26 protein-coding genes and 1 pseudogene are annotated in these 26,624 nt (G+C 60.9%); 6 read left to right on the forward strand and 21 right to left on the reverse strand.

Annotation, left to right across the window (positions count from 1 at the left end; genetic code table 11):
- The first annotated feature begins 103 nt into the window (after window positions 1–103).
- The 3 genes from J2Y86_RS19735 (at window position 104) to J2Y86_RS19745 (ending at window position 2,727) form a co-directional block, all read left to right on the forward strand.
- Window positions 104–901, forward strand: coding sequence for a transporter substrate-binding domain-containing protein (locus J2Y86_RS19735; RefSeq protein ID WP_060542934.1), 798 nt, complete (start codon window positions 104–106; stop codon window positions 899–901).
- Window positions 902–1,040: 139 nt separating this feature from the next.
- The gene (locus tag J2Y86_RS19740) at window positions 1,041–2,000 is read left to right on the forward strand and encodes an amino acid ABC transporter permease (protein ID WP_253435179.1); all 960 of its coding nucleotides are present in this window, start codon (window positions 1,041–1,043) and stop codon (window positions 1,998–2,000) included.
- A complete protein-coding gene (locus J2Y86_RS19745; RefSeq protein ID WP_253435182.1) occupies window positions 1,993–2,727 on the forward strand; it encodes an amino acid ABC transporter ATP-binding protein in 735 nt (244 codons plus the stop codon). The genes J2Y86_RS19740 and J2Y86_RS19745 overlap by 8 nt, the downstream gene beginning before the upstream one ends.
- A gap of 157 nt (window positions 2,728–2,884) precedes the next feature.
- On the opposite strand, the gene J2Y86_RS30485 is transcribed toward J2Y86_RS19745, so the two are convergent.
- From J2Y86_RS30485 to ubiE, 11 genes and pseudogenes are all read right to left on the reverse strand, one after another.
- Window positions 2,885–3,757 (reverse strand): methyl-accepting chemotaxis protein, encoded by an 873-nt coding sequence (locus tag J2Y86_RS30485; RefSeq protein ID WP_437180687.1) that lies wholly within the window; start codon window positions 3,755–3,757, stop codon window positions 2,885–2,887.
- Window positions 3,743–4,801: pseudogene (locus J2Y86_RS30490) on the reverse strand (methyl-accepting chemotaxis protein); the annotation flags it as partial. The pseudogene J2Y86_RS30490 and the gene J2Y86_RS30485, both read right to left, overlap by 15 nt.
- Before the next feature lie 217 nt (window positions 4,802–5,018).
- Window positions 5,019–5,726 (reverse strand): 16S rRNA (uracil(1498)-N(3))-methyltransferase, encoded by a 708-nt coding sequence (locus J2Y86_RS19755; RefSeq protein ID WP_253435189.1) that lies wholly within the window; start codon window positions 5,724–5,726, stop codon window positions 5,019–5,021.
- The gene (gene tatC, locus J2Y86_RS19760) at window positions 5,723–6,517 is read right to left on the reverse strand and encodes a twin-arginine translocase subunit TatC (RefSeq protein WP_008025235.1); all 795 of its coding nucleotides are present in this window, start codon (window positions 6,515–6,517) and stop codon (window positions 5,723–5,725) included. The genes J2Y86_RS19755 and tatC overlap by 4 nt, the downstream gene beginning before the upstream one ends.
- Complete coding sequence (gene tatB / locus J2Y86_RS19765) at window positions 6,514–6,954, reverse strand: Sec-independent protein translocase protein TatB (RefSeq protein WP_253435193.1); 441 nt, start codon at window positions 6,952–6,954, stop codon at window positions 6,514–6,516. The genes tatC and tatB overlap by 4 nt, the downstream gene beginning before the upstream one ends.
- A 10-nt stretch (window positions 6,955–6,964) precedes the next feature.
- Entirely contained in the window at window positions 6,965–7,243 is a 279-nt protein-coding gene (locus J2Y86_RS19770) for a twin-arginine translocase TatA/TatE family subunit (RefSeq protein WP_010464483.1), read from the reverse strand.
- A 25-nt stretch (window positions 7,244–7,268) separates the two neighbouring features.
- Entirely contained in the window at window positions 7,269–7,601 is a 333-nt protein-coding gene (locus J2Y86_RS19775) for a phosphoribosyl-ATP diphosphatase (RefSeq protein WP_008047820.1), read from the reverse strand.
- Window positions 7,594–7,995 carry a phosphoribosyl-AMP cyclohydrolase gene (hisI, locus tag J2Y86_RS19780; protein WP_054054645.1) on the reverse strand — a complete coding sequence of 134 codons (402 nt, stop codon included), beginning with the start codon at window positions 7,993–7,995 and terminating at the stop codon, window positions 7,594–7,596. The genes J2Y86_RS19775 and hisI overlap by 8 nt, the downstream gene beginning before the upstream one ends.
- An 80-nt stretch (window positions 7,996–8,075) precedes the next feature.
- Window positions 8,076–9,680 carry a ubiquinone biosynthesis regulatory protein kinase UbiB gene (ubiB, locus tag J2Y86_RS19785; RefSeq protein ID WP_253435196.1) on the reverse strand — a complete coding sequence of 535 codons (1,605 nt, stop codon included), beginning with the start codon at window positions 9,678–9,680 and terminating at the stop codon, window positions 8,076–8,078.
- Window positions 9,677–10,300: a ubiquinone biosynthesis accessory factor UbiJ gene (locus tag J2Y86_RS19790; RefSeq protein WP_253435199.1), complete on the reverse strand. Its 624-nt coding sequence runs from the start codon at window positions 10,298–10,300 to the stop codon at window positions 9,677–9,679. The genes ubiB and J2Y86_RS19790 overlap by 4 nt, the downstream gene beginning before the upstream one ends.
- Window positions 10,300–11,070 carry a bifunctional demethylmenaquinone methyltransferase/2-methoxy-6-polyprenyl-1,4-benzoquinol methylase UbiE gene (gene ubiE / locus J2Y86_RS19795; RefSeq protein WP_007948968.1) on the reverse strand — a complete coding sequence of 257 codons (771 nt, stop codon included), beginning with the start codon at window positions 11,068–11,070 and terminating at the stop codon, window positions 10,300–10,302. The genes J2Y86_RS19790 and ubiE overlap by 1 nt, the downstream gene beginning before the upstream one ends.
- 155 nt (window positions 11,071–11,225) lie before the next feature.
- Between ubiE and J2Y86_RS19800 the strand changes: the two genes are divergently transcribed.
- The 3 genes from J2Y86_RS19800 (at window position 11,226) to J2Y86_RS19810 (ending at window position 13,056) form a co-directional block, all read left to right on the forward strand.
- Entirely contained in the window at window positions 11,226–11,501 is a 276-nt protein-coding gene (locus J2Y86_RS19800) for a polyhydroxyalkanoic acid system family protein (protein WP_149416788.1), read from the forward strand.
- A gap of 252 nt (window positions 11,502–11,753) precedes the next feature.
- Complete coding sequence (locus J2Y86_RS19805) at window positions 11,754–12,176, forward strand: phasin family protein (protein WP_214380288.1); 423 nt, start codon at window positions 11,754–11,756, stop codon at window positions 12,174–12,176.
- 10 nt (window positions 12,177–12,186) lie between these two features.
- Window positions 12,187–13,056 (forward strand): phasin family protein, encoded by an 870-nt coding sequence (locus J2Y86_RS19810; RefSeq protein ID WP_253435202.1) that lies wholly within the window; start codon window positions 12,187–12,189, stop codon window positions 13,054–13,056.
- Between the two features lie 198 nt (window positions 13,057–13,254).
- Here the strand turns inward: J2Y86_RS19810 and J2Y86_RS19815 are convergent, their stop codons facing one another.
- The 10 genes from J2Y86_RS19815 to J2Y86_RS19865 form a co-directional block, all read right to left on the reverse strand.
- A complete protein-coding gene (locus J2Y86_RS19815; protein ID WP_253435205.1) occupies window positions 13,255–13,875 on the reverse strand; it encodes a TetR/AcrR family transcriptional regulator in 621 nt (206 codons plus the stop codon).
- Window positions 13,876–13,934: 59 nt separating this feature from the next.
- Window positions 13,935–15,617 carry a class II poly(R)-hydroxyalkanoic acid synthase gene (gene phaC / locus J2Y86_RS19820; RefSeq protein ID WP_253435208.1) on the reverse strand — a complete coding sequence of 561 codons (1,683 nt, stop codon included), beginning with the start codon at window positions 15,615–15,617 and terminating at the stop codon, window positions 13,935–13,937.
- 114 nt (window positions 15,618–15,731) lie between these two features.
- Window positions 15,732–16,586: a poly(3-hydroxyalkanoate) depolymerase gene (phaZ, locus tag J2Y86_RS19825; protein ID WP_219093393.1), complete on the reverse strand. Its 855-nt coding sequence runs from the start codon at window positions 16,584–16,586 to the stop codon at window positions 15,732–15,734.
- Window positions 16,587–16,732: 146 nt separating this feature from the next.
- Entirely contained in the window at window positions 16,733–18,412 is a 1,680-nt protein-coding gene (phaC, locus tag J2Y86_RS19835) for a class II poly(R)-hydroxyalkanoic acid synthase (protein ID WP_253435210.1), read from the reverse strand.
- A 260-nt stretch (window positions 18,413–18,672) separates the two neighbouring features.
- Complete coding sequence (locus J2Y86_RS19840; RefSeq protein WP_084322547.1) at window positions 18,673–19,050, reverse strand: gamma-butyrobetaine hydroxylase-like domain-containing protein; 378 nt, start codon at window positions 19,048–19,050, stop codon at window positions 18,673–18,675.
- A gap of 153 nt (window positions 19,051–19,203) precedes the next feature.
- Window positions 19,204–20,541, reverse strand: a complete 1,338-nt coding sequence (gene hslU / locus J2Y86_RS19845; protein ID WP_253435213.1) for an ATP-dependent protease ATPase subunit HslU — start codon at window positions 20,539–20,541, stop codon at window positions 19,204–19,206.
- Window positions 20,542–20,596: 55 nt separating this feature from the next.
- Complete coding sequence (hslV, locus tag J2Y86_RS19850) at window positions 20,597–21,127, reverse strand: ATP-dependent protease subunit HslV (RefSeq protein ID WP_007899242.1); 531 nt, start codon at window positions 21,125–21,127, stop codon at window positions 20,597–20,599.
- A 272-nt stretch (window positions 21,128–21,399) separates the two neighbouring features.
- A complete protein-coding gene (locus tag J2Y86_RS19855) occupies window positions 21,400–22,098 on the reverse strand; it encodes an SPOR domain-containing protein (protein WP_253435216.1) in 699 nt (232 codons plus the stop codon).
- 1 nt (window position 22,099) lies between these two features.
- Window positions 22,100–23,836 carry an arginine--tRNA ligase gene (argS, locus tag J2Y86_RS19860; RefSeq protein ID WP_253435219.1) on the reverse strand — a complete coding sequence of 579 codons (1,737 nt, stop codon included), beginning with the start codon at window positions 23,834–23,836 and terminating at the stop codon, window positions 22,100–22,102.
- A gap of 226 nt (window positions 23,837–24,062) precedes the next feature.
- The gene (locus J2Y86_RS19865; protein ID WP_253435222.1) at window positions 24,063–26,282 is read right to left on the reverse strand and encodes a primosomal protein N'; all 2,220 of its coding nucleotides are present in this window, start codon (window positions 26,280–26,282) and stop codon (window positions 24,063–24,065) included.
- Window positions 26,283–26,624: the final 342 nt, after the last annotated feature.

Below are 26,624 nucleotides of genomic sequence, written 5' to 3' on the forward strand. Positions count from 1 at the left end.
CCCGAATTGGTGCGCCCGGATAATTTTTGTCCGTATCGATGCGTTTCCTGAGGGGAGCCGCCGTTTGCGCGCCTCATATCGCAATGGGTTTGGGGACATGATGATGAAGAAGTATCTCTCGATGCTGCTGGTCGGCGTCACGGCATTGGTTGCAGTCAGCGCGGCGCAGGCCGGTGCCATCGATGACGCGGTCAAGCGCGGCACGCTGAAAGTCGGCATGGACCCGACCTACATGCCGTTCGAGATGACCAACAAGCGCGGCGAGATCATCGGGTTCGAAGTCGACATTCTCAAAGCCATGACCAAGGCGATGGGCGTCAAGCTGGAGCTGGTGTCCACCGGCTACGACGGCATCATCCCGGCCCTGCTGACCGACAAATTCGACATGATCGGCAGCGGCATGACCCTGACCCAGGAGCGTAACCTGCGCCTGAACTTCAGCGAACCGTTCATCGTGGTCGGCCAGACCTTGCTGATCCGCAAGGAACTGGAAGGCACCATCAAGTCCTACAAAGACCTGAACACCGCCGATTACCGCATCACCTCCAAGCTCGGCACCACCGGCGAGATGGTCGCCAAGAAGCTGATCTCCAAAGCCAAGTACCACGGCTACGACAACGAGCAGGAAGCAGTGCTCGACGTGGTCAACGGCAAGGCCGACGCCTTCATCTACGACGCGCCTTACAACGTTGTGGCCGTGAACAAGGTCGGCAACGGCAAACTGGTGTTCCTCGACAAGCCGTTCACCTACGAGCCGCTGGCCTTCGGCCTGAAGAAGGGTGACTACGACAGCATCAACTTCATCAACAACTTCCTGCACCAGATTCACGAAGACGGCACCTACGATCGCATCCATGACAAGTGGTTCAAAGACACCGCTTGGCAAAAAGACATGGAATAAGGCTCGGTCAGATAGACCGCGTCGCCTCATTCGCGGGCAATCCTCGCTCCTACAGGAGTTCGCGTAAATCCTGTAGGAGCGAGGCTTGCCCGCGAAGACGGCCTCCCCGGCGACACAGAATTCGGAATCTTCAGAGCAAATGAAACAGAAAAAAGCCCAATGGCCCTGGCACGTGTTGACCGTGCTGGTGCTGATCGGCCTGGCTGGCGCGTTGTATTACGCCACCTCGCTGATGTCCTACGAATGGCGCTGGAACCGCGTGCCGCAGTACTTCGCCTACCACGCCGAAGAATCCCAGCGCGCCGCCGACATCTCGACCGTCAGCGAGCTGGTGCGCAAAGGCGACAAGGCTGAAGTCACCCTGCGCAACGACGCGGGTGACGAGCAGCACCTGACCGTCGACGACAACAGCCTGCAAGTCGCCCAGGGCGATGACGTGGCCGAAGGTGACGTGATTGGCGTGACTCGCCATTGGGCTGCCGGACCGCTTATTTGGGGGCTTTGGACCACGTTGTGGCTGTCCGTGGTGTCGGGCGTGCTCGGCTTGCTGATCGGCCTGGCCACCGGCCTGTGTCGTCTGTCGAACAACCCGACCCTGCGCGACCTCTCGACGATCTACGTCGAACTGGTGCGCGGCACGCCGTTGCTGGTGCAGATTTTCATTTTCTACTTCTTCATCGGCACCGTGATGAACCTGTCCCGGGAGTTCGCCGGGATCGCCGCGCTGTCGCTGTTCACCGGTGCGTATGTCGCGGAAATCATTCGCTCGGGCGTGCAGTCGATCGCCCGTGGTCAGAATGAAGCCGCGCGATCCCTCGGCTTGAGCGCGGGTCAGTCGATGCGCCATGTGGTGCTGCCGCAAGCGTTAAAACGCGTGCTGCCGCCGCTTGCCGGGCAATTCATCAGCCTGGTCAAGGACACCTCGCTGGTGTCGGTGATCGCGATTACCGAGCTGCTGAAAAGCGGTCGCGAAGTCATCACCACCTCGTTTTCGCCATTCGAAATCCTGTTCTGCGTGGCCGGCCTGTATTTGTTGATCAACCTGCCACTGTCGAAAATCGCCAGCCGGCTTGAGCGGAGGCTCGCGCAAAGTGATTGAAGTCCGCGATCTGGTAAAAGTCTTCGACACCCGCGGCCATGTGGTTCGCGCCGTGGACAACGTCAGCACCACCGTCGCCAAGGGCGAAGTGCTGGTGGTGATCGGTCCGTCCGGCTCCGGCAAGTCGACCTTCCTGCGCTGCCTCAATGGCCTGGAAGAATTCGACTCGGGCTCGGTGAGCATCGACGGCCTGCAACTGGCCGATCCGAAAACCGACGTCAATGCCTACCGCCGCGAAGTCGGCATGGTGTTCCAGCATTTCAACCTGTTCCCGCACATGACTGTGCTGGAAAACCTTTGCCTCGCCCAGAAGGTCGTGCGCAAGCGCGGCAAGAAGGAGCGCGAGGCCAAGGCGTTGGCGTTACTGGAAAAGGTCGGTATTGCGCAGAAGGCCAACGAATACCCGTCGCGCCTGTCCGGCGGCCAGCAACAGCGAGTGGCGATTGCCCGGGCATTGGCCATGGAACCCAAGGTCATGTTGTTCGATGAGCCGACCTCGGCACTCGACCCGGAAATGGTCGGCGAAGTGCTGGACGTTATGAAAACCCTGGCCGTGGAAGGCATGACGATGGTCTGCGTTACCCATGAAATGGGCTTTGCGCGGGAAGTGGCGGATCGGGTGCTGTTCTTCGATCACGGCAAATTGTTGGAAGATGCTTCGCCGGCCGAGTTCTTCGATGCGCCGAAGGATCCGCGGGCGCAGGCGTTCTTGCGGCAGGTTCTCTAAGGGCGGCGACCTTCCGGTCGTCATCGCGGGCAAGCCCGCTCCCACAGGGAGTAGCGGTGTTACTCAGGTTGCGTGAACACCGAAAAACCCTGTGGGAGCGGGCTTGCCCGCGATTGCATCCCCTCGGTCCTGTGTGAACCGAGGCCCCCGCATCACCTCAAACCTTGAACCTGCCCACCAACATCTGCAGATGCGTCCCCAGCCGCGCCAGCTCGACACTGGAGGCCGCGGTCTCTTCACTGGCGGCCGAGGTCTGCTCGGACACATCGCGCACGTTCAGCACGCTACGGTTGATCTCTTCGGCCACTGCCGTTTGCTGCTCGGCCGCTGCGGCGATCTGCTGGTTCATCGACTGGATCGCCGACACGGTGCGGGTAATGCTTTCCAGCGAGCCGCCGGCGCGACGGGTCAGTTCGACGCTGCTGTCGGTCAGGCTGCGGCTGTTGTCCATGATGGTTGCGACTTGCTGGGTGCCGGTTTGCAGGCCGACGATCAGCTCTTCGATTTCTTCGGTGGACTTCTGGGTGCGTTGGGCCAGGCTGCGGACTTCGTCGGCGACCACCGCAAACCCGCGTCCGGCTTCACCGGCCCGGGCGGCTTCAATGGCCGCGTTGAGCGCCAGCAGGTTGGTTTGCTGGGCCACGGATTTGATCACGTCGAGCACGCTGCCGATCTTGTCGCTTTCGCGCTTGAGATGTTCCATGGCTTCGGTGGAGTTGCCGACTTCGAGGGCCAGGCGCTCGATCTGGGCGATGGCTTCGCCGACCACCTTGTCACCTTCGCGGGCTTGCTGGTCGGCGGCGACTGCCGCTTCAGAGGCTTCTTCGGCGTTGCGCGCGACTTCCTGCACGGTGGCAGTCATTTCGTTCATCGCGGTGGCCACCTGGTCGGTCTCGACCTTCTGGCTGTTGACCCCGGCGCTGGTCTGTTCGGTCACGGCGGACAGTTCTTCGGCGGCGCTGGCGATTTGTGTGACGCCGTCGCTGATGCCACCGATCAATTCGCGCAGGCCCAGGGTCATGCTCTGCATGGCGCGCTGGAGTTGACCGAGTTCGTCCTGACGCTCGGAAACGAGGTTGTGGGTCAAGTCGCCGGCGGCAATGCGCTCGGCCACTTTCAGCGTCTGGCTCAATGGAATGACGATCTGTCGGGTGATGGCCCACGCCGCGAAGAGGCCGAAGACCAGCGCCAGGGCGGTGGCCAGCAACAGCATGTTCTTGGCGCGCGCCGCATCGGTGTCACGCACGACGGTTTGCGAGGCGGTGAGTTTTTTGCTGACGCCGAGCAGGATGTCGCCTTGAGCGGCCATGCGTTTCAGGGCCTCAGCCGTCGCAACCTGCGAGTCACGGAACTGAGTCACCGCGGCTCGGTAGGCTTTGAGCGCTTCGCTGGCCAGTTGCAGATTGGCGGTGTGCTGCTGCGGCAGTTTCGATGGAAGGCTTTCGAGACTGTTCAACGCGTTGGCGATGGCATCCAGCGCCGGTTGTTCGGCATCGGCTTTGCCACTGTAGGTGTAGCCGCGAACCTGATACCGGGCTTGTTGCAGCAGCTTGCTGACTTCCACCACGCTGTTGAAGTCAGCGACGTTGTCGCCTTGCAGCAGGGACTTCTCGACTTCAGTGACTCGCGCCACAGCGTTGTCGGCGTTGGCGCCGAGTTTGCTGCGAGCATCTTCGCGGTTGGCGCCTGCCTGGGTCATGGCGGCGAAGGCTTGTTTGTATTCGCTGACGGCGGCCAGTTGTTGGTCGATCATCGCCACGTCGGCCGGTTGTTCGATCAGCGTGCGCGCGGTTTTCAGACCGGTATCGAGTTGGCCGAGCAGGTCGTTGACGGCGCCCGGTCCTTGTTCGCCACGGCGCATCTCGTAATCGAGGCGGGCCAGGCGCAAGTCCTTGGTCAGCTCATTGAGGCTGGAAATGAACCCCAGCTTGTCGCCGCGACTGATCACGTCACCCAGACCGGTCCATCCGGTGAAGGTGATCAACAACGTCAGAAGCAGCACCAGACCGAAGCCGACACCCAGTTTGCGATTAACGCTGACGTTCCCCAGTTTCTCGGCTAGCCATCGGTACATGCTGCAACTCCCTCGGACCACAAGTTGGTTTTATGGGAGGTGTATCGGCAGGGGTGTGGGGTTCTGTAGGTGCAGGCCGATGTGCGGCCAGCAATATTCGAAGTGAATGATGACTTGTGGGAGCGGGCTTGCTCGCGAAGGCGGTGTGTCAGCCACGTCTATCTCGACTGACACACCGCTTTCGCGAGCAAGCCCGCTCCCACAGGGATGGCGGTGTTTAGAACAGGCGGGCGAGCAACGCAGTGACGGCAGTCTCGACGCGCAGGATGCGCTCGCCGAGCTGCACCGGTTGCAGGCCGGACTTGGCCAGCAAATCGATTTCGTAGGGGATCCAGCCGCCTTCCGGGCCGATGGCCAGGGTCACCGGTTCGTTCAGGCCGCGGGGGCAGGGCGGGTAATTGCCGGGATGACCGACCAGGCCGAGGGTGCCTTCGGTGATCGCTGGCAGTCGGTCTTCGACGAACGGTTTGAAGCGCTTTTCGATGACGACTTCGGGCAACACGCTGTCCCGGGCCTGTTCGAGGCCGAGGATCAGTTGCTCGCGAATCGCCTCGGGCTCCAGAAACGGCGTCTGCCAGAAGCTCTTCTCGACGCGATAGCTGTTCACCAGCACGATCCGCGGCACACCCATGGCTGCCACGGTCTGAAACACCCGACGCAGCATTTTGGGCCGTGGCAGGGCCAATACCAGGGTCAGGGGCAGCTTGGCCGGCGGGAGCTGGTCGAGCGTGACGCGCAGTTCGGCTTCATCGGCGTCCAGGCGCAGGACTTCGGCCGAACCCATCAGGCCACCGATACGCCCGACACGCATGCTGTCACCCACTTCACAGCGGTGGACTTCCTGCATGTGGGTCAACCGGCGATCGCGCAGGATGACCCGGTCAGCCGCAATGAAATCGGCGTCTTCGAGGAGCAGCAGGTTCACGCTTGGGTCGCTGGCGGCTGGTCGTTGTGATCGTCGACCGGTTGGTCGTCCGGGTGGTCGCCGCGTTTGCTGATCAGCCCGCCGAACAGGATGCCGATTTCAAACAGCAGCCACATCGGCACGGCCAGCAGCGTCTGCGAAAAGATGTCCGGTGGCGTCAGGATCATGCCGACCACGAAGCAGCCGATGATCACGTACGGGCGGATTTTCTTCAGGTATTTGACGTCGACCACGCCGATCCATACCAGCAACACCACGGCCACCGGGATCTCGAACGCCACGCCGAAGGCGAAGAACAGCGTCATGACGAAATCGAGGTAGCTGCTGATGTCGGTCATCATCTCCACGCCGGCCGGGGTGGCAGCGGCGAAGAACTTGAAGATCAGCGGGAACACCAGGTAATAGGCGAATGCCATGCCGGCGTAGAACAGCATGATGCTCGATACCAGCAAGGGTACGGCGATGCGTTTTTCATGCTTGTACAGGCCTGGCGCAATGAAGCCCCAGATCTGATGCAGGATCACCGGGATCGCCAGGAACAGCGACACCATCATGGTCAGCTTCAGTGGCGTCAGGAACGGCGACGACACGTCGGTGGCGATCATCGTCGCGCCCACCGGCAGGTATTGCCGCAGTGGCGTGGAGACGAAGGTGTAGATCTGCTGGGTGAAGGCAAACAACCCGGCGAAGATGATGAAGATCGCCGCTACGCAGCGCAGCAGACGGGTACGCAACTCGGTGAGGTGCGAAACCAGCGGCATGTGCTGGTCGTTTTCTGGGAGATCGCTCATGGGGCTCGCGGCGGCAGTGTTGGGTCATGAGGGGCCGGCGCAACAGGCGCAGCCGCAGGCGTAACAGGTTCAACCGGAAGTGCTGCAACCACGGGCGCAGGTTCTGCAGCCACTGCAACAGGTGCAGGTTCTGCGGCCGGAGCATGAATCGTCTGCTCCGCCGCCGGTTGAACCGGTGTGGCTTCCTGCTGAGTCGGCGTGAAGATCTTCCGCGCCTCCTGTTCCAGCGACAGAATGTGCTCGTTGTGCAGTTGCCGACGAATTTCGTCGGCACCGATTTCACGTTCAACTTCCTGTTTGATCGCGTTGAAGCTGCGCTTCAGGCGCCCGACCCACAGGCCTGCCGTGCGCGCAGCACCCGGCAGGCGTTCGGGGCCGAGCACCAGCAGGGCCACGAGGCCGACGAGCAGCAGTTCAGAGAAGCTGATACCAAACATTAGTCAGTGCTCACACGTCTTTGCGGATCGGCTCTTCGACTTTTTGCGCCTGCACGTCGATGGTGTGCGGCTGGTTCACGGACTGCGTGGTCTGTGGCTGAACCGGTGGCACCGGTTGGGCCGGGGTCACGGTCGGGTCGGCCGGTTTTTCGTCGTCGTTCATGGCTTTCTTGAAGCCCTTGATCGATTCACCGACGTCGGTGCCGAGGTTTTTCAGTTTCTTGGTGCCGAACACCAGAACGACAACAACCAGGATGACGATCCAGTGTTTCCAGTCAAAAATGCCCATGTTGCTGCTCCTCTCTAATAATTGTTCAGGCGGACGGGCGCGAGGCTTTCTCGGCGTGTCCGGACAGACCGAAACGACGGTCCAGTTCATCGAGTACAGCCTGTGGATGCTGCCCCAGCTGGGCGAGCATGACCATGCTGTGGAACCATAGATCGGCGGTCTCGTAGATCACATCGCTGCAGTCACCGCTGATGGCGGCGTCCTTGGCGGCAATGATCGTTTCGACCGACTCTTCGCCGACTTTTTCCAGAATCTTGTTCAAGCCCTTGTGGTACAGGCTGGCGACATACGAGCTGTCGGCGGCGGCGCCTTTGCGCTCTTCCAGTACCTCGGCCAGTCGGGTCAGAGTGTCACTCATGGGTGTGTCCTGCGGAATAGATGGCGTGCGGGTCTTTCAGGACCGGGTCGACGGTTTTCCAGTCGCCGTTCTCGAAGACGCGGTAGAAGCAGCTCTGGCGGCCGGTATGGCAGGCGATGTCGCCGATCTGCTCGACCATCAGGATGATCACGTCGGCGTCACAGTCCAGGCGCATCTCATGCAGGGTCTGCACGTGGCCGGACTCTTCGCCCTTGCGCCACAGCTTGCCACGGGAACGTGACCAGTAAATGGCGCGGTTCTCGGCAGCGCTCAGTTCCAGCGCTTCGCGGTTCATCCAGGCCATCATCAGGACGCGCCCGGTCTTGTGATCCTGGGCGATTGCCGGCACCAGGCCATCGGCGTCCCACTTGATCTCGTCCAGCCAGTTTTTCATCTTCGACTCCGACAGCGGGCCCCGCACTTCATTAGCAGGGCCCAACGTTCAAACAGTGTGCCAGTGGATCACACAACTGGCTATCGGCGAACGACCAGATACAAACCGACGGCCATCATGATCCCGGCCGGCCAGTAAGCCAGTTCGTTCAGCGGCCCGCCAACGGCGAGTATGGCGCCGCCAGCCAGATGGGCGGTGCCGAGCAGCCGCAGGAACCAGTCGTCCCGGCGACGATGCCACGGTGGCGGCGGGTCGTAGGCGTGGGGCTGGGACATGCGTTCGAGCAGATCGCGGGCCATGTTGGCCAGGTGCGGCAGCTGTTCGAACTGGCTCTGCACGTTGCCGAGCAAGGCTTTGGGGCTGACGCGTTCACGCATCCAGCGTTCGAGGAACGGTTGGGCGGTGTTCCACAAATCGAGGTCCGGGTACAGCTGACGGCCCAGGCCTTCAATGTTCAGCAGGGTTTTCTGCAAGAGAACAAGTTGCGGCTGCACTTCCATGTTGAAGCGTCGAGCGGTCTGGAACAGGCGCATCAGCACCTGGCCGAATGAAATATCTTTTAACGGTTTTTCGAAGATCGGCTCGCACACCGTACGGATCGCCGCTTCGAATTCGTTGAGTTTGGTTTCCGCCGGCACCCAGCCCGAATCGATGTGCAATTGCGCTACACGACGGTAATCACGCTTGAAGAACGCGAACAGGTTTCGCGCCAGGTAATCCTGGTCTTCCGGGGTCAGGCTGCCGACGATGCCGCAGTCGATCGCAATGTACTGCGGGCTCCACGGGTTGACGGTGCTGACGAAGATGTTGCCCGGGTGCATGTCGGCGTGGAAGAAGCTGTCGCGGAACACTTGGGTGAAGAAAATTTCCACGCCGCGCTCGGCGAGCATTTTCATGTCGGTGCGCTGGTCGGCGAGGGTCGCCAGATCGGTCACCTGAATCCCGTAGATGCGCTCCATCACCAACACTTTCGGCCGGCACCAGTCCCAATAGACTTGCGGCACATACAGCAGCGGCGAGCCGTCGAAGTTGCGCTTCAACTGGCTGGCGTTGGCCGCCTCGCGCAGCAGGTCGAGTTCGTCGTAGATGGTTTTTTCGTAGTCGCTGACCACGTCCACCGGGTGCAGCAGACGCGCGTCTGCAGAGAGTTTTTCCGCGGCGCGGGCGAGGATGAACAGCCACGCCAGATCCTGCGCGATGATGGGTTTCAGGCCGGGGCGGATGACTTTGACGACGACTTCTTCACCGGTTTTCAGCTGCGCGGCATGCACCTGCGCCACCGAAGCAGAAGCCAGCGGTTCGACGTCAAAGCGGCTGAACACTTCACTGATTTTCTTGCCGAGCTGTTCTTCGATCAGCTTGATCGACACTTGCGAATCGAACGGCGGCACGCGGTCCTGCAACTTCATCAGCTCGTCGGCGATGTCTTCCGGCAGCAGGTCGCGGCGGGTAGACAGGATCTGCCCGAACTTGATGAAAATCGGCCCCAGGTCCTGCAGCGCCAGGCGCAATCGCGCGCCACGGCTCAGGTCCAGGGTCTTGCGCGGGAACCAGCGCCACGGCAACGCGTAGCGCAACGCCAGCAAAAACCAGGGCAGCGGCAGGGCGAACAGCAGGTCATCGAGGCGGTAGCGAATCACAACGCGCTGGATGCGCAACAAACGGCGGACGGCAAGCAGCTTCATGCGTTATCGCTTGGGTCGAGGGATCGGGAAAGGCGCTCGAAACGCGCCTCGAGACGTTCCAGATCGAGTTTGATCTGGTCCAGTTCACTGAAACGGGCTTCGGCTTCGCGCTGACCGACGAGGGTGCGCGATTCTTCGGCCAGGTATTCGCCCAGGTTCTGATTCAGGCTGGCGAACCCTTGCTGATACCAGCGTGCGCGGCTGCGCAGGTGCCCGCTGACCAAATACGTGGCGACCGGGCCGAGCCAGCGCGAAAGCTCGTACTCCCAGTCCAGCTCGAGGTCCTGAAGGATCGCCGCCAGTTCCAGCAGCACGCCGCTGTCGCCGTCGAGTTCAACTTCAGGACCATGCAGGACCGAGGTCTTGTCCTTGCTCATCGCCAGCTTCAACAGGCTGGAGGCCGGTGCACGCAAGGTGCAGTCGGCGCCGGTTTCCCAGTGAGCAGCGAGCATCAAGCCTTCGTCGCTGGGCAGGATGAACAGTTGCAGCGCCGGGCTGCGGCAATCGACGGCAATCACTTTGCCGCTCAAATGCGCCAGCCGCGGCAGCGCCGTGCTGTCGAGACGCAGCACCCGGTTCAGACCGAGTTCAACGCTGGCGAGCAGACCGGCGAGCAACATCAGGGTTTGATGCCGCGGTGCAGGGCGACGATGCCTGCGGTCATGTTGTGATAGGTCACGCGGTCGAAACCGGCCTCGACCATCATCGACTTCAGGGTTTCCTGATTCGGGTGCATGCGGATCGATTCGGCCAGGTAGCGATAGCTTTCCGAGTCGTTGGTGATCAGCTTGCCCATCAGCGGCATGAAGGCGAACGAGTAGGCGTCGTAGGCCTTGGACATCAGCGCGTTGGTCGGTTTGGAGAATTCCAGCACCAGCAAACGGCCGCCCGGCTTGAGGACGCGCAGCATCGAACGCAGGGCATCTTCTTTATGCGTGACGTTGCGCAGGCCGAAAGCGATGGTCACGCAGTCGAAATGGTTGTCCGGGAATGGCAGCTTTTCAGCATCGGCCTGAACGAATTCGACGTTGCCGGCCACGCCGAGATCCAGCAGGCGGTCACGACCGACCTTGAGCATGGATTCGTTGATGTCGGCCAACACCACCTGGCCGGTCGGGCCCACGAGGTGCGAGAATTTCTTGGTCAGGTCGCCGGTACCACCGGCAATGTCCAGCACGCGGTTACCGGTGCGCACGCCCGACAGCTCGATCGCGAAACGCTTCCACAAGCGGTGCATGCCGCCCGACAGGAGGTCGTTCATCAAGTCGTACTTGGCGGCTACCGAGTGGAAAACCTCAGCGACTTTTTCCGCTTTTTGGCTTTCCGGGACGTTTTTGAAACCGAAGTGAGTGGTGGGTTCGGCATCGCTGCCTTTGCGCTGATCAGTCATATCGCTGTCACCAGAAGAGAATGCGGGACATTCTAATCCCGGTGGCCTGCTTTGTCTTGGCAAGGCTGAAGGTAAGATAGGCAATCACCGGGACGTTTTGCCGCAGCAGCGGTCAAGATGCTTCAGGAAAGTATCCATAAAGCAGGAGTCATTCGATGGCCCGTATTAGTGTTGAGCGTGCCCACGGCCTGGGCAAGGAAGCGGCCCGGGAGAAGGCCGACCAGTTGGCGCAGAAGCTGTCCGATCAATATGGCCTGGAGCCGCAGTGGTCCGGCGACACCTTGAACCTCAAGCGTTCCGGGGTGAAAGGCGCGGTGCATGTCAGCGAAGATTCGATCCGCGTCGATGTGGAGTTGGGCCTGATGATGTCGGCCATGAGCGGCATGATCAAATCGGAAATCGAAAAGGCCCTCGACAAAGCCTTGGTCTGATCCGGTTCTTTCTGTGAAACACGATCCCTGTGGGAGCGGGCTTGCCCGCGAAGAGGCCGGAACATCCGCAATAAATTTTGTGGTTGAACCATCGTCTTCGCGGGCAAGCCCGCTCCCACAGGTTCGGTGGCGTTCCGACTACTTGTTTATGTCAGTTGTTAGGGTGCCGTTTCTAATTTTTCTCCCTACTTTGTGCCTGAGCCCGACTCTTTCGCGGGCAGTTCCTCAAACCTTCTGCGCGTGAGGTGCACCATGGCCAAAGTTATTTTGAAGAAAAAAATCGACGCTTCGACAACCGCTCTGAGCGACGTCAAATCCTATGCCCGCAAGATCTGGCTGGCAGGCCTGGGTGCCTATACCAAGGTCGGCCAAGAGGGTAGCGAGTACTTTCAAGAGTTGGTGAAGGCAGGTCAAACTGTTGAAACCAAAGGCAAAAAAGTAGTTGCCGAGAAACTTGAAGCCGCTAACGCCGAGATCGATGAAGCCAAGAGTGAAGTGAGCACATTCAAAGGCAAGGTCGAACTTCAACTCGACAAGGTCGAGAAGGCTTTTGACTCGCGTGTTGCAAGTGCCTTGAATCGTATCGGCATTCCGTCTAAACATGACGTTGAGACACTCTCTGCTAAGCTCGATGAGCTGACGGCATTGCTCGAACGCGTCGCGCGTAAATCTTAAGGAGAACGGGATGGCTGGTAAAAAGAACACCGAAAAAGAAGGCAGCTCGTGGATTGGGAAAGTCGAAGACTACTCCCGCAAAATCTGGCTGGCTGGTTTAGGCGTGTACTCGAAGATCGACACTGACGGCAGCAAGCTCTTCGATGCATTGGTCAAAGACGGCGAGAAAGCCGAGAAGCTCACCAAGAACGCTGTCGGCAAAAAAGTCGACGACGTCAAGGATTCCGCTTCCTCGGCCAAGTCGCGCATCAGTGGCGTGAAAGATCGTGCGCTGGGCAAGTGGGATGAGCTGGAAGGGGCTTTCGACAAGCGCCTGAACAGCGCCATTTCGCGCCTGGGTGTACCAAGCCGTAACGAAGTGAAAGCGCTGCACAGCAAGGTCGATACCCTGACCAAGCAAATCGAACGACTCACCGGTGCCAAGGTTGCGCCAGTTGCGGCGAAAACCGCAGCGGCCAAACCTGCTGCTAAAACGGCTGCCAAGCCACTGGCAAAAGCGGCCGCTAAACCAGCCGCCAAACCAGCTGCAAAAGCAGCGGCCAAGCCTGCAGCGAAAACCGCCGCAGCCAAACCTGCCGCAGCCAAGCCAGCGGCCAAACCGGTCGCCGCCAAAGCCGCAGCTAAACCAGCTGCCAAACCTGCAGCGAAAACCGCAGCCGCCAAACCGGCAGCCAAGCCAGCGGCAAAACCTGCCGCAGCGAAGAAGCCAGCGGTGAAAAAACCGGCGGCACCGAAAGCCGCTGCACCGAAACCAGCAGTGGCTGCCGCCAAACCGGCAACCCCGTCGGCTCCAAGCGCATCGAACTCTGCTTCCGCGCCGACCCCTGCTGCAACCTCGACTGCCGCGCCAGCTCCATCGACGCCAACCAGTCAGTCCTGATTTCAGGGCTTAAAAAAACGCCCGGCCTGCAAAGGTCGGGCGTTTTTGTTTGTGCACGATTCCATGAACACCGCAGATCCAATGTGGGAGCGGGCTTGCTCGCGAATACGGTGTGTCAGACACATCAATTCTGAATGACACACCGCATTCGCGAGCAAGCCCGCTCCCACACTGAAATGTGTTTATTCAGTGGCACTGTCAGTCGTGTTCTTCGAGGTATTGCAGCGCCAGTTGCTCGGTCGCAACCTTGATCGGTGGCAGCAGATGCGGCGCCACCAGCATCATGATCTGATACACCACCAGCCTCACCTCGCCCTCACGATCCAGGATCCGCTGATAGTCCAGCGAGAACAGCAGCGTCATGGTGATCTGCTCCACCAGTTGCCCCAGCGCCTGCGTGTCACTGACCAACTGCCCCCGCGCCTTCAGCCGCGCCAGTAAGGAAGCCAGCGTGCGTTTCAGCGCATTGAGCAGGTTGCGTATCCCTTTGGCCAGTTTCGGCAATCGCCCGGCGAGGTTCGACAGGTCCTGGAACAGAAACCGGTAATGAGCCAGGCGCTCGACGATCAGATGCAGAAACAGCCAATAGTCTTCAGGGGCCAGTTCCACGTCGGACGGCGGATCGAGCAGCGGCGAGAGCTCAGCCTGGAAGCGCTCGAACAACCCGAGAATCAGCGGTTCCTTGCCGTGGAAGTGGTAGTAGAGGTTGCCCGGGCTGATGCCCATTTCGTTGGCAACTTCCATGGTGGAGACGTTCGGTTCGCCCTTCTGGTTAAACAACTGCAGGGCACATTCGAGGATCCGGTCGCGGGTTTTCATCCAGTCTTCTTAATGATCAGGTCATGCCACGGCCGATGCCGGCCGTGGTGTGTTGAGCGTCAGCGCACACGCACGTAAGTACCGGGTGCCGCCTCCATCGGTGGATAGTTCTGGTTGCCGAGCGCCATGTGGGTTTCTTTCTGCGCGCCCGAGCGCTCCTGGATCCAGCCGAGCCATTGCGTCCACCAACTGCCGTCGACTTGCTTGGCGTCGTAATACCAGGCCCGGGGATCGCCGCTCAGTTTCGTGCTTTCGATGAAGTTGGCTTTCGGGTTGGAAGGCGGGTTGAGGATGCTCTGCACATGACCGCTGTTGGACAGCACAAAGCGCCGCTCGCCACCCAGCAGCAGCGTCGAGCGATACACCGCATCCCACGGGGTGATGTGGTCGTTGATGCCGGCCACGCTGAAGCTGTCGACGGTGACTTTCTGCAAATCGATCGGCGTGCCGCACACTTCAAGACCGCCCGGATGACTCAAGGGGTTGTGCTTGAAGAAGTCCAGCAGGTCGCCGTGAAAGGCGGCGGGCAGACGCGTGTTGTCGTTGTTCCAGTAGAGAATATCGAACGCCGGCGGCTCCTTGCCCAACAGGTAGTTGTTGACGAAGTAGCTCCAGATCAAATCGTTGGGGCGCATCCAGGCGAAGACCTTGGCCATGTCGCGCCCGTCCAGCACGCCCTTCTGATAGGAGCGGCGCTTGGCCGCTTCCAGGGTTTGTTCATCGGCGAACAGGGTGGCGGGGCTTTCCATCTGGCTGTCGAGCAGGCTCACCAGGTAGGTCGCGCTGGATACCCGACGCAGCTGCCGCTTGGCTTGCAAATGACCTTGCAGCGCGGCAATGGTCAACCCGCCGGCGCAGGCGCCCATCAGGTTGACCTCGCGGGCGCCGGTGATCGCCCGGCACACGTTCATCGCTTCTTCCACGGCTTCGACGTAGGTCGACAGGCCCCATTCGCGATGGCGCACATCCGGGTTGCGCCAGCTGATCATGAAGGTCTGCAGGCCATTTTTCAGAGCGAACTGAACGAAGCTGTTGCTCGGGCTCAGGTCGAAAATGTAGTACTTGTTGATCTGCGGTGGCACCACCAGCAGCGGTTTGGAATACTGCTTCTCGCTCATCGGCTTGTACTGGATCAGCTCCAGCAGCTCATTGCGAAACACCACGGAACCGGTGGTGGTGGCGACCGTTTTGCCGACCTCGAATGCCTGTTTGGTGACTTGCCTGGGCAGGCCGTCGTTGTGCAGCAAATCATCGACCAGATGGCTGATGCCGCGCACCAGGCTGTTGCCGCCGGAGTTGAAAATCTCCTTGATCGCCAGCGGATTGAGCAGGGTGTTGGACGGTGACACCGCATCGTTGAGCAAGGCGAACGCGAAGTGGGCGCGGGCGCGATCGTCCGGGTTCATGTTGCTTTCGTCGATCCAGCTTTTGACCTGCTTTTGCCAACTCAGGTACGCCTGCAGGCTGCGGCGATAAAACGGATTGAGACTCCAGGCCGGGTCGGCAAAGCGACTGTCCTGCGGGTTGGTCGGGTGCAGGGTTTCGCCCAGCAACACCCGCCCCAATTGACCGCCCAGCTTCAAGGCGTGTCGGGCGCTGTGCACCGGGTTGCGCAAACCATGGGCGGCAACACTGCGCAGGGTCGACATCAGATCCCGACCACGCAGGCCGGTAATCGCACTCTGTGCGTTGATGAACGCGGCGGGAGTGGGCAAAAACTCCCTCGTTGGTTTTTCGCGCATGAATCAACACTCCTTCGTCTTCAGGCCTAAAACAAATACACCGAACCAGAACACCATAGACGCTGTAACGGGTTGTTGCGCGGCGCGGCGTCCTGCCGGCCGACGATGAGTCGGTTAACCGCCCAAAGGCGCCGGATGCGGATGCATCACGGCGCGCTGCCGTTCTTCCTCGAGGAATTTCATGATGATCGGCGCCACGGCCTCGGCGCGGGTGATCAGGAACAGATGCCCGTCATCGATGATGTGCAACTGGGCATTGGGAATCCGCCAGGCCAGCACGCGCATGTTGATCAGCGGGATCAGCGGGTCATCGTCACCCGCCAGCACCAGCGTCGGCTGGTTGATCTTGTGCAGCCAGTGAATGCTGGTCCAGCCGAGGCCGGCGAACAGCTGCCAGTAGTAACCGAGCTTGCCTGCGGAACGCACCTTTGCCGCATGGCTGGCGGCGAGGGTCGGATCGCGACGGAACGAGCCGCCGTAGATCATTGGCGCAATGCGGATCACATGAGACGGCTGGATGTAGCGCCGTGGGCTGGCCATCATCCACAGCACCTTCGGCTTGCCCGGCACCATCACCGCACCTGCCGCGGTGGCCGCCAGCACCAGTTTCTTGCAGCGCTCGGGATAGTCGTAGGCAAACTGCTGGGCGAGGGCGCCCCCCCACGACACACCAATCACGTTGACTTGCCCGTAATCGAGATAATCGAGCATCCGCGCCGTGAGCTTGGCCAGGCCCGGAAAACGATACGGCCGGTTCGGTGTCGACGAGCCGCCAACACCCGGGACATCGAACGCGATGACTTCGAGGTCCGGGTCCAGCGCCGCGACGAACGGAAACACCAGCTCCAGGTTGGCGCCGATGCCATTGAAAATCAGCAAGGGCGTCAAGTGAGGCTTGCCGGGGCGTACTGCCGTGCGGAGGGTCTGGCCATCCAGGTCGACGGTACGAAAAATAAACGGTTGCGGCATGCTTCAAGCCCTGTGGGTTAATTATCCCCGAATCCCATGTGGGAGCGGGCTTGCTCGCGAAGGCGTCAGGTCAGTCAACATCGACGTCGGAAGAACGACCGCTTTCGCGAGCAAGCCCGCTCCCACAGTGGGACGGGGTGTGTCAGTTACCGCTCATGTACGTAAGTGCCCGGCGCTGCCTCGCCCTCGGGATACGCCTTGTTGCCCAGTTTCGTCGGGGCTTTTTTCAGTTCGCCCGAACGTTGCGCTTGCCAGGCCTGCCAGTGCAGCCACCAGGAATCGGTGTGTTTGGTGGAATTTTCCTGCCAGTCCTCGGCCTTCAACGGCATTTCGGTGCTGGTCATGTAACGTGATTTCGGATTGCCCGGCGGGTTCAGGATGCTCTGGATGTGACCGCTGCTGGACAACACGAACTCGACCTTGCCGCCAAACAGTTGCGCCGACTTGTAGCAGGACTTCCACGGCGTGATGTGGTCGTTGGTGCCGGCCAGGGAATAGATGTCCGCCGTGACCTGCTTCAGGTCGATCGGCGTGCCGCACACTTCCAGTGCGTCCGGACGAATCAGCGGGTTGTTTTTAAACATCTCGATCAGGTCGCCGTGGAACGCTGCGGGCAACCGTGTGGTGTCGTTGTTCCAGAACAGGATATCGAACACCGGCGGCTCGTTGCCCAGCAGGTAGTTGTTGACCCAGTAATTCCAGATCAGGTCATTGGGGCGCATCCAGGCAAAGACTTTTGCCATGTCGCGGCCTTCCAGCACGCCCGCCTGATACGAGTGACGCTTGGCGGCTTCGAGGGTCTGCTCGTCGACGAACAACGCCACGTCGCTGTCCAGCGTGGTATCCAGCACGCTCACCAGCAAGGTGAGGGCGTTGACCTTCTTCTCGCCGATCGCCGCGTAGTGGCCCAGCAGGGCGGTGCAGGTGATGCCGCCCGAGCAGGCGCCGAGCATGTTCACGTCTTTGCTGCCGGTGATCGCGGTGACCACGTCGACCGCTTCCTTGAGCGCTTCGATGTAGGTCGACAGGCCCCACTCGCGTTGCTCCTTGGTCGGGTTGCGCCAACTGACGATGAAGGTCTGCACGTGATTGCGCAGGCAGAAGCGCGCCAGACTCTTGTCCGGGCTCAGGTCGAAGACATAAAACTTGTTGATCTGCGGCGGCACCACCAGCAATGGGCGCTCGTGCACCTGCTCGGTGGTCGGCCGGTACTGGATCAGCTCCAGCACATCGTTGCGAAACACCACGGCGCCTTCGGTCACGCCCAGGCTCTTGCCGACTTCGAATGCGCCCATGTTGACCTGGCTCGGCATGCCGCCGTTGTGCACCAGATCCTTGGCCAGGTGCGAGAGGCCGTCGAGCAGGCTCTTGCCACCGGTTTCGAAGAAGCGTTTGACCGCCGCCGGGTTGGCCGCACTGTTGGTCGGGGCCATGGCTTCGGTCATGAGGTTGATCACGAAGTGCCCGCGTGCCACATCCTTGGGCCCGAGGTTGCTGTCGTCGATCCAGTCGTGGAGTTCCTTGCGCCACGCCAGGTAAGTCTGCAGATAACGTTTGTAGAGCGGGTTCTGGCTCCAGGCCGGATCGTGGAAGCGACGGTCATCGCTGGTCGGTTGCAGCTCGGACTTGCCGAACAGCACGTTCTTGAGTTCAAGGCCGAAATGAGCGACATGCCTGGCGCTATGAATCGGTTGCCTGATGGCCTGCCTGAGCACCATTCGAGCAGAAGCCAGTAGATCCTTTCCACGCAGCCCAACGACAGGATTCAGCCCCAAGGTATTTTCCGAGGCCTGATACTTCAAGTCATCGTTATTCTTGTTACTCATCTACGACGCTCCATTGTCCTGAGACGAGTACCAGGGTCCAGCTGTGTAAGTACACAGCCAATGCCAGGTACTACTGCTCGGGTGACCGTTAATTCTGCATCGCTGCTTTTTTGTTCGCAGAGAGCACTGCAGGGAACTTGCCAGTTCCATTGGTTACCCGAGTTTAATTTTTTTCGCAAGCAGGCCAATGACTGACCTCGCGGCCAAGCATTCAAACAGATGAAATTAGAAAATGCCCTCTAAAGCGCAAGAGGCTCGGGCTAGAGCATCAGCTTGACGACGGACTCGTTCGGATCACGGGTCTTTCCGGCGGCTTTCAGTTCGGCAAGATAATCGTTCCAGAGATCCTCCTGACGCACGCCCAGCTGATACAAATAATCCCAGGTGAATAGGCCGCTGTCGTGGCCATCGTCGAAGGTCAATTTCAGTGCGTACTGACCGGCCGGTTCTACCTTGGTCAGGCCTACGCCGATCTTGCCAAATTGCAGGATAGGTTTGCCGTGGCCCTGGACCTCGGCGGAAGGAGAGTGCACGCGCAGGAACTCGGCGGGCAGGTGATGCTCTTCGCCGGACGCGTATTTCAGCGACAGGGTTTTGGAGGCTTTGTGCAGTTTGATGTCGGTGGGGAGTTGGGTCATGGCCAGCAATCCATTTGTGTGGGCGAACCTGGTTCAAATGTGGGAGCGGGCTTGCTCGCGAAGGCGGTGTGTCAGGCAACATTTAGTTGACTGACACACCGCCTTCGCGAGCAAGCCCGCTCCCACAGGTCTGCGTTCGCCTGTAAGTATGGCTTACAGGATATAACGGGACAGGTCTTCGTTCTGCGCCAATTCGCCCAGATGGCTGTTGACGTAGTCGGCGTCGATCAGGATCACCTTGCCGTCGTGGGCGCTGGCCAGGTCGCCGGCGCTGAACGACACCTCTTCGAGCAGTCGCTCAAGCAAGGTGTGCAGGCGACGGGCACCGATGTTCTCGGTCTTCTCGTTGACCTGCCAGGCGATCTCGGCGATGCGCTTGATGCCGTCCGGCTGGAACTCGATGGCCAGGCCTTCGGTTTTCAGCAGTGCGCAATACTGCTCGGTGAGCGACGCGTGCGGCTCGCTGAGGATGCGTTCGAAGTCTTCAGGTGTCAGCGCTTTCAGCTCGACGCGGATCGGCAGACGACCTTGCAGCTCAGGCACCAGGTCGCTCGGCTTGCTCAGATGGAACGCGCCGGAGGCGATGAACAGGATGTGGTCGGTCTTGACCATGCCCAGTTTGGTGTTGACGGTGCAGCCCTCGATCAGCGGCAGCAGGTCGCGCTGTACGCCTTCACGGGACACGTCGACGCCACCGGAGTTGCCGCGCTTGGCCACCTTGTCGATTTCGTCAATGAACACGATGCCGTGCTGCTCGACCGCTTCCAGGGCCTTGGCCTTCAACTCTTCATCGTTGACCAGGCGGCTCGCTTCTTCGTCGCGGACCAGTTTCAACGCTTCCTTGACCTTGAGCTTGCGGCTCTTGCGTTTGCCCTTGCCCATGTTGGCGAACAGGCTCTGCAACTGGTTGGTCATTTCTTCCATGCCCGGTGGCGCGGAGATATCGACGCCGGCCACTTCGGCGACTTCGATTTCGATCTCCTTGTCATCCAGCTGACCTTCGCGCAGGCGCTTGCGGAACAGCTGGCGGGTGTTGGAGTCGGTCGCCGGGGCGTCATCGCTGCTGAAGCCCATGCGAGCCGGTGGCAGCAGGGCGTCGAGGATGCGCTCTTCGGCGGCGTCTTCGGCGCGGTGGCGAACCTTGGTCATTTCCTGTTCGCGCAGCAGTTTGATCGCCGCATCCGCCAGGTCACGAATGATCGATTCGACGTCGCGACCGACGTAGCCGACTTCGGTGAACTTGGTCGCTTCGACTTTGATGAACGGTGCGTTGGCCAGCTTGGCCAGGCGGCGGGCGATCTCGGTTTTACCGACACCGGTCGGGCCGATCATCAGGATGTTCTTCGGAGTTACTTCAACACGCAGCTCTTCCGGCAGCTGCATCCGGCGCCAGCGGTTACGCAGCGCGATGGCGACGGCGCGCTTGGCATCGTCCTGGCCGATGATGTGGCGATTGAGTTCGTGGACGATTTCACGGGGAGTCATGGACATAGTAATTGGCGGTCCTCAAGCAAAAGTGAGCCGTGGCGCTAAGGCCGGAACAGGCTTACTCGGCGAGGTCCTGCTCCTCAATGGTGAAGGTGTGGTTGGTGAATACGCAGATGTCGCCGGCGATGCCGAGCGCGGTTTCGACGATTTCGCGGGCCGACAGATCGGTCTTCTTCAACAGCGCGCTGGCGGCGGCCTGGGCGTAACCGCCACCGGAGCCCATGGCGATCAGGCCTTCTTCGGGCTCGACCACATCGCCGTTGCCGGTGATGATCAGCGAGGCGTCTTTGTTGGCGACCGCGAGCATGGCTTCGAGGCGGCTGAGGGAGCGGTCGGTGCGCCATTCTTTGGCGAGTTCGACGGCGGCGCGAACCAGGTGACCCTGATGTTTCTCGAGCTGGCCTTCGAAACGCTCGAAGAGGGTGAAGGCGTCAGCAGTGGCCCCGGCAAAACCGGCAATAACCTGGCCGTGGTACAGGCGACGAACTTTCTTCGCGTTGCCTTTCATCACGGTATTGCCGAGAGAAACCTGGCCGTCGCCGCCCATGACGACTTTGCCGTGGCGGCGAACTGAAACGATGGTGGTCAAGGGAGAGTCTCCACGCAGCGGGGCGAAAATGCCTTATGCCAACTCATATGGGGGTGGTGGAGAGGATTTCAACTGCGGGACTTGGCGGGGGACGAATGGCGTGCAATGACTGTGGCGAGGGGATTTATCCCCGTTCGGCTGCGAAGCAGTCGCGAAACCGGTGTTCGCGATACTTCTGATACACCGCAGCTGTAGGCTTCAGGGCCGCTTCGCGACCCAGCGGGGATAAATCCCCTCACCACAGGGTTGCGGGTGACCCTTACAAATTCAAATCAGCGGTTCTGGCGTTGTTGTAACAGCAGGTTGCTGAAACCCGCCCCGGCCAGTTGCTTCTGCGCAGTGGTCAGTTGTTCACGGTTGCTGAACGGCCCGACCAAAACCCGATACCAGGTCTCGTCTTTGACCGTGCCGGATTCAACCGCCACCGCCTGACCGAGCAAGATGATCTGTGCACGTACCTTGTCTGCATCGGCTTCCTTGCGGAACGAGCCGGCCTGCAGGAAAAACTTGGTCACTGGCGCGGCCTTGGCCACGGGTGGCGGCGGTGGCGGAGTGATGCCGGCCAATGCCGCTTGAGCGCGCGCGGTGTCGATCTTCGCCGCTTCCGCTGGCGTGACCGGCGTGGTCGGTACAGCTGGCGTCGGCGGCGTTTTCTCCGGCACGGCATCCGGCGGCACGATGACTTCCGATTCCGGCAGCAAGGTGTAGAAGTCGTACTTCGGCTTCACCGGTTGCGTCGGGCTCGGTGGGGTCTTGTTGGCCTCGGCGATCTTGGTGGCTTTCTGCTGCTCGATCTTCTCGCGCTTGACGCTCTCGCTGCCCTTGCCCGGCTCCAGCTTCATCAGGAACACAATGAACGCGCCGACCGTCAGGCCGATCGCCATCCACAGCCAGCCCGGGATCGGTTGCTTTGCAGGAGCTTGGTAACGGCTGGCGCCACGCTTGGGTGCAGGTTTTTTCTTGGCAGCCAACTTACATGCGCTCCAGAGTTTCCAGACCCAAGAGTTCCAGGCCTTGCTTGAGAGTGCGGCCGGTCAGCGCGGCGAGGCGCAGGCGGCTTTGCATTTGCGCCGGGGTTTCAGCACTGAGGATCGGGCAGTTCTCGTAGAAGCTGGAGAACAGGCCGGCGACGTCGTACAGGTAGGTGCAGAGGATGTGCGGGGTGCCTTTCTCGGACACGTTGTTCAGGATTTCGCCGAACTGCGCGAGTTTCGCCGCCAGCTCATGTTCATGTGCGGCTTCCAGAACGATCTGCCCTTCGACTTCGCTGAAGTCCTTGCCGAGCTTGCGGAACACACCGGCCACGCGGGTGTAGGCGTACAGCAGATACGGCGCGGTGTTGCCTTCGAAGTTCAGCATCAGGTCGAAGTTGAAGCTGTAGTCGCTGGTACGGTGCTTGGACAGGTCGGCGTATTTCACCGCGCCGATGCCCACGACCTTGGCGATGTTGCGCAACTCGGCTTCGGCCAGCTCCGGGTTCTTGTCCTTCACCAGGGTGTAGGCGCGTTCCTGGGCTTCGGTCAGCAGGTCGATCAGCTTCACGGTGCCGCCATCACGGGTCTTGAACGGACGGCCATCGGCGCCGTTCATGGTGCCGAAGCCCATGTGTTCCATTTCCATCGGGTGCGTCACGAAGCCGGCCTTGCGGGCGACCGCGAACACTTGCTGGAAGTGCAGGGCCTGACGCTGGTCGACGAAGTACAGCGCGCGATCAGCCTTCAGCTTGCCACTGCGATAACGCACGGCCGCCAGGTCGGTGGTGGCGTAGAGGTAACCGCCATCCGCCTTGACGATGATCACGGGCAGCGGGTCGCCGTCGGCGTTCTTGAACTCGTCGAGGAACACGCACAGGGCGCCATTGCTCTCGACCAGCAGGCCAGCAGCCTTGAGGTCGTTGACCACGTTGATCAGGTCGTCGTTGTAGGCGCTTTCGCCCATCACGTCGGCCATGGTCAGTTTGACGTTCAGCAGTTCGTAGATTTTCTGGCAATGGGACAGCGAGATGTCCTTGAACTTGGTCCACAGCGCCAGGCAATCAGGATCGCCGGCCTGCAGCTTGACCACCAGGCCACGGGCGCGATCGGCGAACTCTTCGGATTCGTCGAAGCGTTGCTTGGCGGCGCGGTAGAAGTTTTCCAGGTCGGACAGCTCGTCGCTGGTGATCGGGTTTTCTTGTAGATAAGCCATCAGCATGCCGAACTGGGTGCCCCAGTCGCCCACATGGTTCTGACGGATCACGTCGTCGCCGAGGAATTCCAGCACGCGGGCCACGCCGTCGCCAATGATGGTCGAGCGCAAGTGGCCGACGTGCATCTCTTTGGCGAGGTTAGGCGCCGACAGGTCAACCACGGTGCGCTGCACCGGGCCGGCCTTGCGCACGCCGATATGTTCGTCAGCCAAAGCGGCATCGAGGCGAGTGGCCAGGGCCTGGGTGTTCTGGAAGAAGTTCAGGAAACCGGGGCCGGCGATTTCGGTCTTGGTGACGTTCTCGTCAGCCGGCAGCGCGGCGATGATTTTCTCGGCCAGGTCGCGCGGCTTCATGCCGGCCGGCTTGGCCAGCATCATGGCGATGTTGCTGGCGAAGTCGCCGTTCTTCTTGTCGCGGGAGTTTTCCACCTGGATCGCCGGCGACAGGCCTTCAGGCAACACACCTTCGTTGACGAGTTGGGTGATGGCTTGTTGGATCAGCTGGCGAATGGTGTCTTTCATGGTCTTCTCTTTCGACCGCAAGCGCGGCGGCGCTTCGATGCGCTGGTGGAAAAACTGGGCATTATCCGTTGCGAAGGCGGGCTTGCCAACTATAGCGGGCAGGTTATGGATATGTGGTGACAATTAGACCGCCTTCGCAGGCAAGCCTCGCTCCTACAGGGGCACCAATATTGTGAACGACACAAACTTGTAGGAGCGAGGCTTGCCCGCGAAGACAATCTACCAATCAATACAAATCGACGGGATCAACATCCAGCGACCAACGCACCGCCCGCCCGCTCGGCATCTGCTCCAGCACCAGCAACCAACTGGCCAGCAACCGATGGAGTGGCGCTCGAGCCGTCGCTTGCAGCAACAACTGCGCGCGATAACGCCCGGCCCGACGTTCCATCGGCGCCGGCACCGGCCCAAGCAGCTCGATCCCGTTCAAGCCCTGTTCGGCCAGCAAACGCTCGGCTTCGCTGCACGCCTCATCCAGAAAACCTTCGGCCTGCCCCGGTTTATGTGCTTCGGCCCGCAACAACGCCAAGTGCGCAAATGGTGGCAAACCGGCGGAGCGGCGCTCGCTCAGCGCTTGCTCGGCAAAGGCGAAATAACCTTGCTCAGTCAGCTGCACCAGCAGCGGATGGTCCGCCAGGTGCGTCTGGATAATCACCTTGCCAGGCTCTTCCGCCCGGCCCGCGCGTCCGGCGACCTGGACGATCAGTTGTGCCATGCGCTCGCTGGCGCGGAAGTCGCCAGAGAACAATCCGCCGTCGGCATCGAGAATCGACACCAGCGTCACCCGTGGAAAGTGATGCCCTTTGGCAAGCATCTGCGTGCCCACCAGAATGCACGGGTGACCTTTCTGGATGGTCGCGAACAGCTGATTCATCGCGTCCTTGCGTGACGTGCTGTCGCGGTCGACCCGCAGCACCGGAACGTCCGGAAACAGAATGGCCAGGCGTTCTTCGGCACGTTCGGTGCCGGCGCCGACGGGCCGCAAGTCGACCTTGCCGCACTTCGGACAATGCCGGGGCACGCGTTCGACGTAGCCACAATGGTGGCAGCGCAGTTCACCGGAGCGCTGGTGCACGGTCATCCGCGCATCGCAGCGCTGGCATTCGGACATCCAGCCGCAGTCGTGGCAGAGCAGGGTTGGTGCAAAACCTCGACGATTGAGAAAAACCAATACTTGCTGGCCCGCAGCCAGGGTCTGACCGATGGCTTGCTGCATCGGCCCGGAAATGCCGCTGTCGAGCGGGCGACTTTTCACATCCAGACGCAGGAAGCGCGGTTGCTTGGCGCCACCGGCGCGCTCATTCAGGCGCAGGAGGCCATACCGACCGGTGTAGGCGTTGTGCAGGCTTTCGAGTGAAGGCGTGGCGGAGCCGAGCACGATCGGGATGTTTTCCTGCCGTGCGCGCACCAGTGCCAGGTCGCGGGCGTGATAGCGCAGGCCTTCCTGTTGTTTATAGGAGCCGTCGTGCTCTTCGTCGATGATGATCAGGCCGGGGTTCTTCATCGGCGTGAACAGCGCGGAACGGGTGCCGATAATAATGTCGGCGTCGCCATCCCGGGCGGCGAGCCAGGCCTCCAGGCGTTCGCGATCGTTGACCGCCGAGTGGATCAGCGCGATGCGCGCATTGAACCGTTGCTCGAAGCGCGCCAGGGTTTGCGGGCCGAGGTTGATCTCCGGGATCAGCACCAGCGCCTGCTTGCCGGCCTCGAGGGTTTCGCGGATCAACTGCAAATAGACTTCGGTCTTGCCGCTGCCGGTAACGCCGGCCAGCAGGAACGCGTGATAACTGTCGAACCCGGCGCGAATCGCTTCATAAGCAGCGCGCTGCTCGGGGTTGAGCGGCAACTCCGGTTGTGCCAGCCATCGGTCGTGACGTGCGCTGGGGGCGTGCTTGCGGATCTCCACTTGCACCAGGTCCTTGGCCAGCAGCAGATCGAGGCTGTCCTTGCTCAGCATCAGTTTGCTCAGCAATTGATGAGCGACGCCGTGGGGATGCTGGGCCAGGGTTGCCAGCGCTTCACGTTGACGCGGGGCGCGAGCGATGCGCGGATCATCAAGGCTGGCGCCGGGCGCAGCGGACCAGAAGCGTTCCTGGCGTGCTTCGGCCAGCTCGCCCTGGCGCAGCAACACCGGCAATGCCCAACTCAAGGTATCGCCGAGGCTGTGCTGGTAATACTGAGATGTCCACAGGCACAGCTTGAACAGCGCTGGCGGCAAGGGTGGCGTTGCGTCGAGCAGGGCCAGGGCCGGTTTGAGCTTTTCCGCGGGGACTTCACTGGTGTCGGTGATCTCCACCAGAATGCCGATCATCTCCCGCCGGCCGAACGGCACCCGCAGGCGCATGCCCGGTTGCAGCTGGGCGCGCAGGATTCCGGCCGGGGCGCGGTAGTCAAACAGACGGCGCAGGGGCGAAGGCAGGGCGAGGCGCAGAATGGCGTCGGGCACGCGGGGGATCTCGATAGCGAAAAATATCAGCAGGGTCATAACCTGTGGGAGCGAACTGTGGTGAGGGGATTTATCCCCGTTCGGCTGCGAAGCAGTCGTAAACCCGGTGAATACGGTTTCTCTGAAGCACCGCAATCACAGGTTCAGGGCCGCTTCGCGCCCCAACGGGGATAAATCCCCTCGCCACAGTTAACTGCCACAGAGGCGGTATTAGGTTCGGGAGCCTAGCAGACGGTCGGTCCTGGCGACAGCTTGCGCGATTTGGATTGTCTGGTAGAATCCGCGGCCTAATTACGTGCGGTATTCAACAATAGTGTTGGGTGGCGGCACGCAGCCCGAGGA

Origin of the sequence: Pseudomonas migulae, from assembly GCF_024169315.1 — a bacterium.
Classification (GTDB): domain Bacteria; phylum Pseudomonadota; class Gammaproteobacteria; order Pseudomonadales; family Pseudomonadaceae; genus Aquipseudomonas; species Aquipseudomonas migulae_B.

What these genes read in the sequence shown, in the direction of transcription:
- J2Y86_RS19735 (WP_060542934.1), top strand. Translation starts at nt 104, where the DNA reads ATGAAGAAGTATCTCTCGATGCTGCTGGTCGGCGTCACGGCATTGGTT.
- J2Y86_RS19740 (WP_253435179.1), top strand. Translation starts at nt 1,041, where the DNA reads ATGAAACAGAAAAAAGCCCAATGGCCCTGGCACGTGTTGACCGTGCTG.
- J2Y86_RS30485 (WP_437180687.1), bottom strand. Translation starts at nt 3,757, where the DNA reads ATGCAGAGCATGACCCTGGGCCTGCGCGAATTGATCGGTGGCATCAGC.
- tatC (WP_008025235.1), bottom strand. Translation starts at nt 6,517, where the DNA reads ATGAGCGATCTCCCAGAAAACGACCAGCACATGCCGCTGGTTTCGCAC.
- tatB (WP_253435193.1), bottom strand. Translation starts at nt 6,954, where the DNA reads ATGTTTGGTATCAGCTTCTCTGAACTGCTGCTCGTCGGCCTCGTGGCC.
- J2Y86_RS19770 (WP_010464483.1), bottom strand. Translation starts at nt 7,243, where the DNA reads ATGGGCATTTTTGACTGGAAACACTGGATCGTCATCCTGGTTGTTGTC.
- J2Y86_RS19775 (WP_008047820.1), bottom strand. Translation starts at nt 7,601, where the DNA reads ATGAGTGACACTCTGACCCGACTGGCCGAGGTACTGGAAGAGCGCAAA.
- hisI (WP_054054645.1), bottom strand. Translation starts at nt 7,995, where the DNA reads ATGAAAAACTGGCTGGACGAGATCAAGTGGGACGCCGATGGCCTGGTG.
- ubiB (WP_253435196.1), bottom strand. Translation starts at nt 9,680, where the DNA reads ATGAAGCTGCTTGCCGTCCGCCGTTTGTTGCGCATCCAGCGCGTTGTG.
- J2Y86_RS19790 (WP_253435199.1), bottom strand. Translation starts at nt 10,300, where the DNA reads ATGTTGCTCGCCGGTCTGCTCGCCAGCGTTGAACTCGGTCTGAACCGG.
- ubiE (WP_007948968.1), bottom strand. Translation starts at nt 11,070, where the DNA reads ATGACTGATCAGCGCAAAGGCAGCGATGCCGAACCCACCACTCACTTC.
- J2Y86_RS19800 (WP_149416788.1), top strand. Translation starts at nt 11,226, where the DNA reads ATGGCCCGTATTAGTGTTGAGCGTGCCCACGGCCTGGGCAAGGAAGCG.
- J2Y86_RS19805 (WP_214380288.1), top strand. Translation starts at nt 11,754, where the DNA reads ATGGCCAAAGTTATTTTGAAGAAAAAAATCGACGCTTCGACAACCGCT.
- J2Y86_RS19810 (WP_253435202.1), top strand. Translation starts at nt 12,187, where the DNA reads ATGGCTGGTAAAAAGAACACCGAAAAAGAAGGCAGCTCGTGGATTGGG.
- J2Y86_RS19815 (WP_253435205.1), bottom strand. Translation starts at nt 13,875, where the DNA reads ATGAAAACCCGCGACCGGATCCTCGAATGTGCCCTGCAGTTGTTTAAC.
- phaC (WP_253435208.1), bottom strand. Translation starts at nt 15,617, where the DNA reads ATGCGCGAAAAACCAACGAGGGAGTTTTTGCCCACTCCCGCCGCGTTC.
- phaZ (WP_219093393.1), bottom strand. Translation starts at nt 16,586, where the DNA reads ATGCCGCAACCGTTTATTTTTCGTACCGTCGACCTGGATGGCCAGACC.
- phaC (WP_253435210.1), bottom strand. Translation starts at nt 18,412, where the DNA reads ATGAGTAACAAGAATAACGATGACTTGAAGTATCAGGCCTCGGAAAAT.
- J2Y86_RS19840 (WP_084322547.1), bottom strand. Translation starts at nt 19,050, where the DNA reads ATGACCCAACTCCCCACCGACATCAAACTGCACAAAGCCTCCAAAACC.
- hslU (WP_253435213.1), bottom strand. Translation starts at nt 20,541, where the DNA reads ATGTCCATGACTCCCCGTGAAATCGTCCACGAACTCAATCGCCACATC.
- argS (WP_253435219.1), bottom strand. Translation starts at nt 23,836, where the DNA reads ATGAAAGACACCATTCGCCAGCTGATCCAACAAGCCATCACCCAACTC.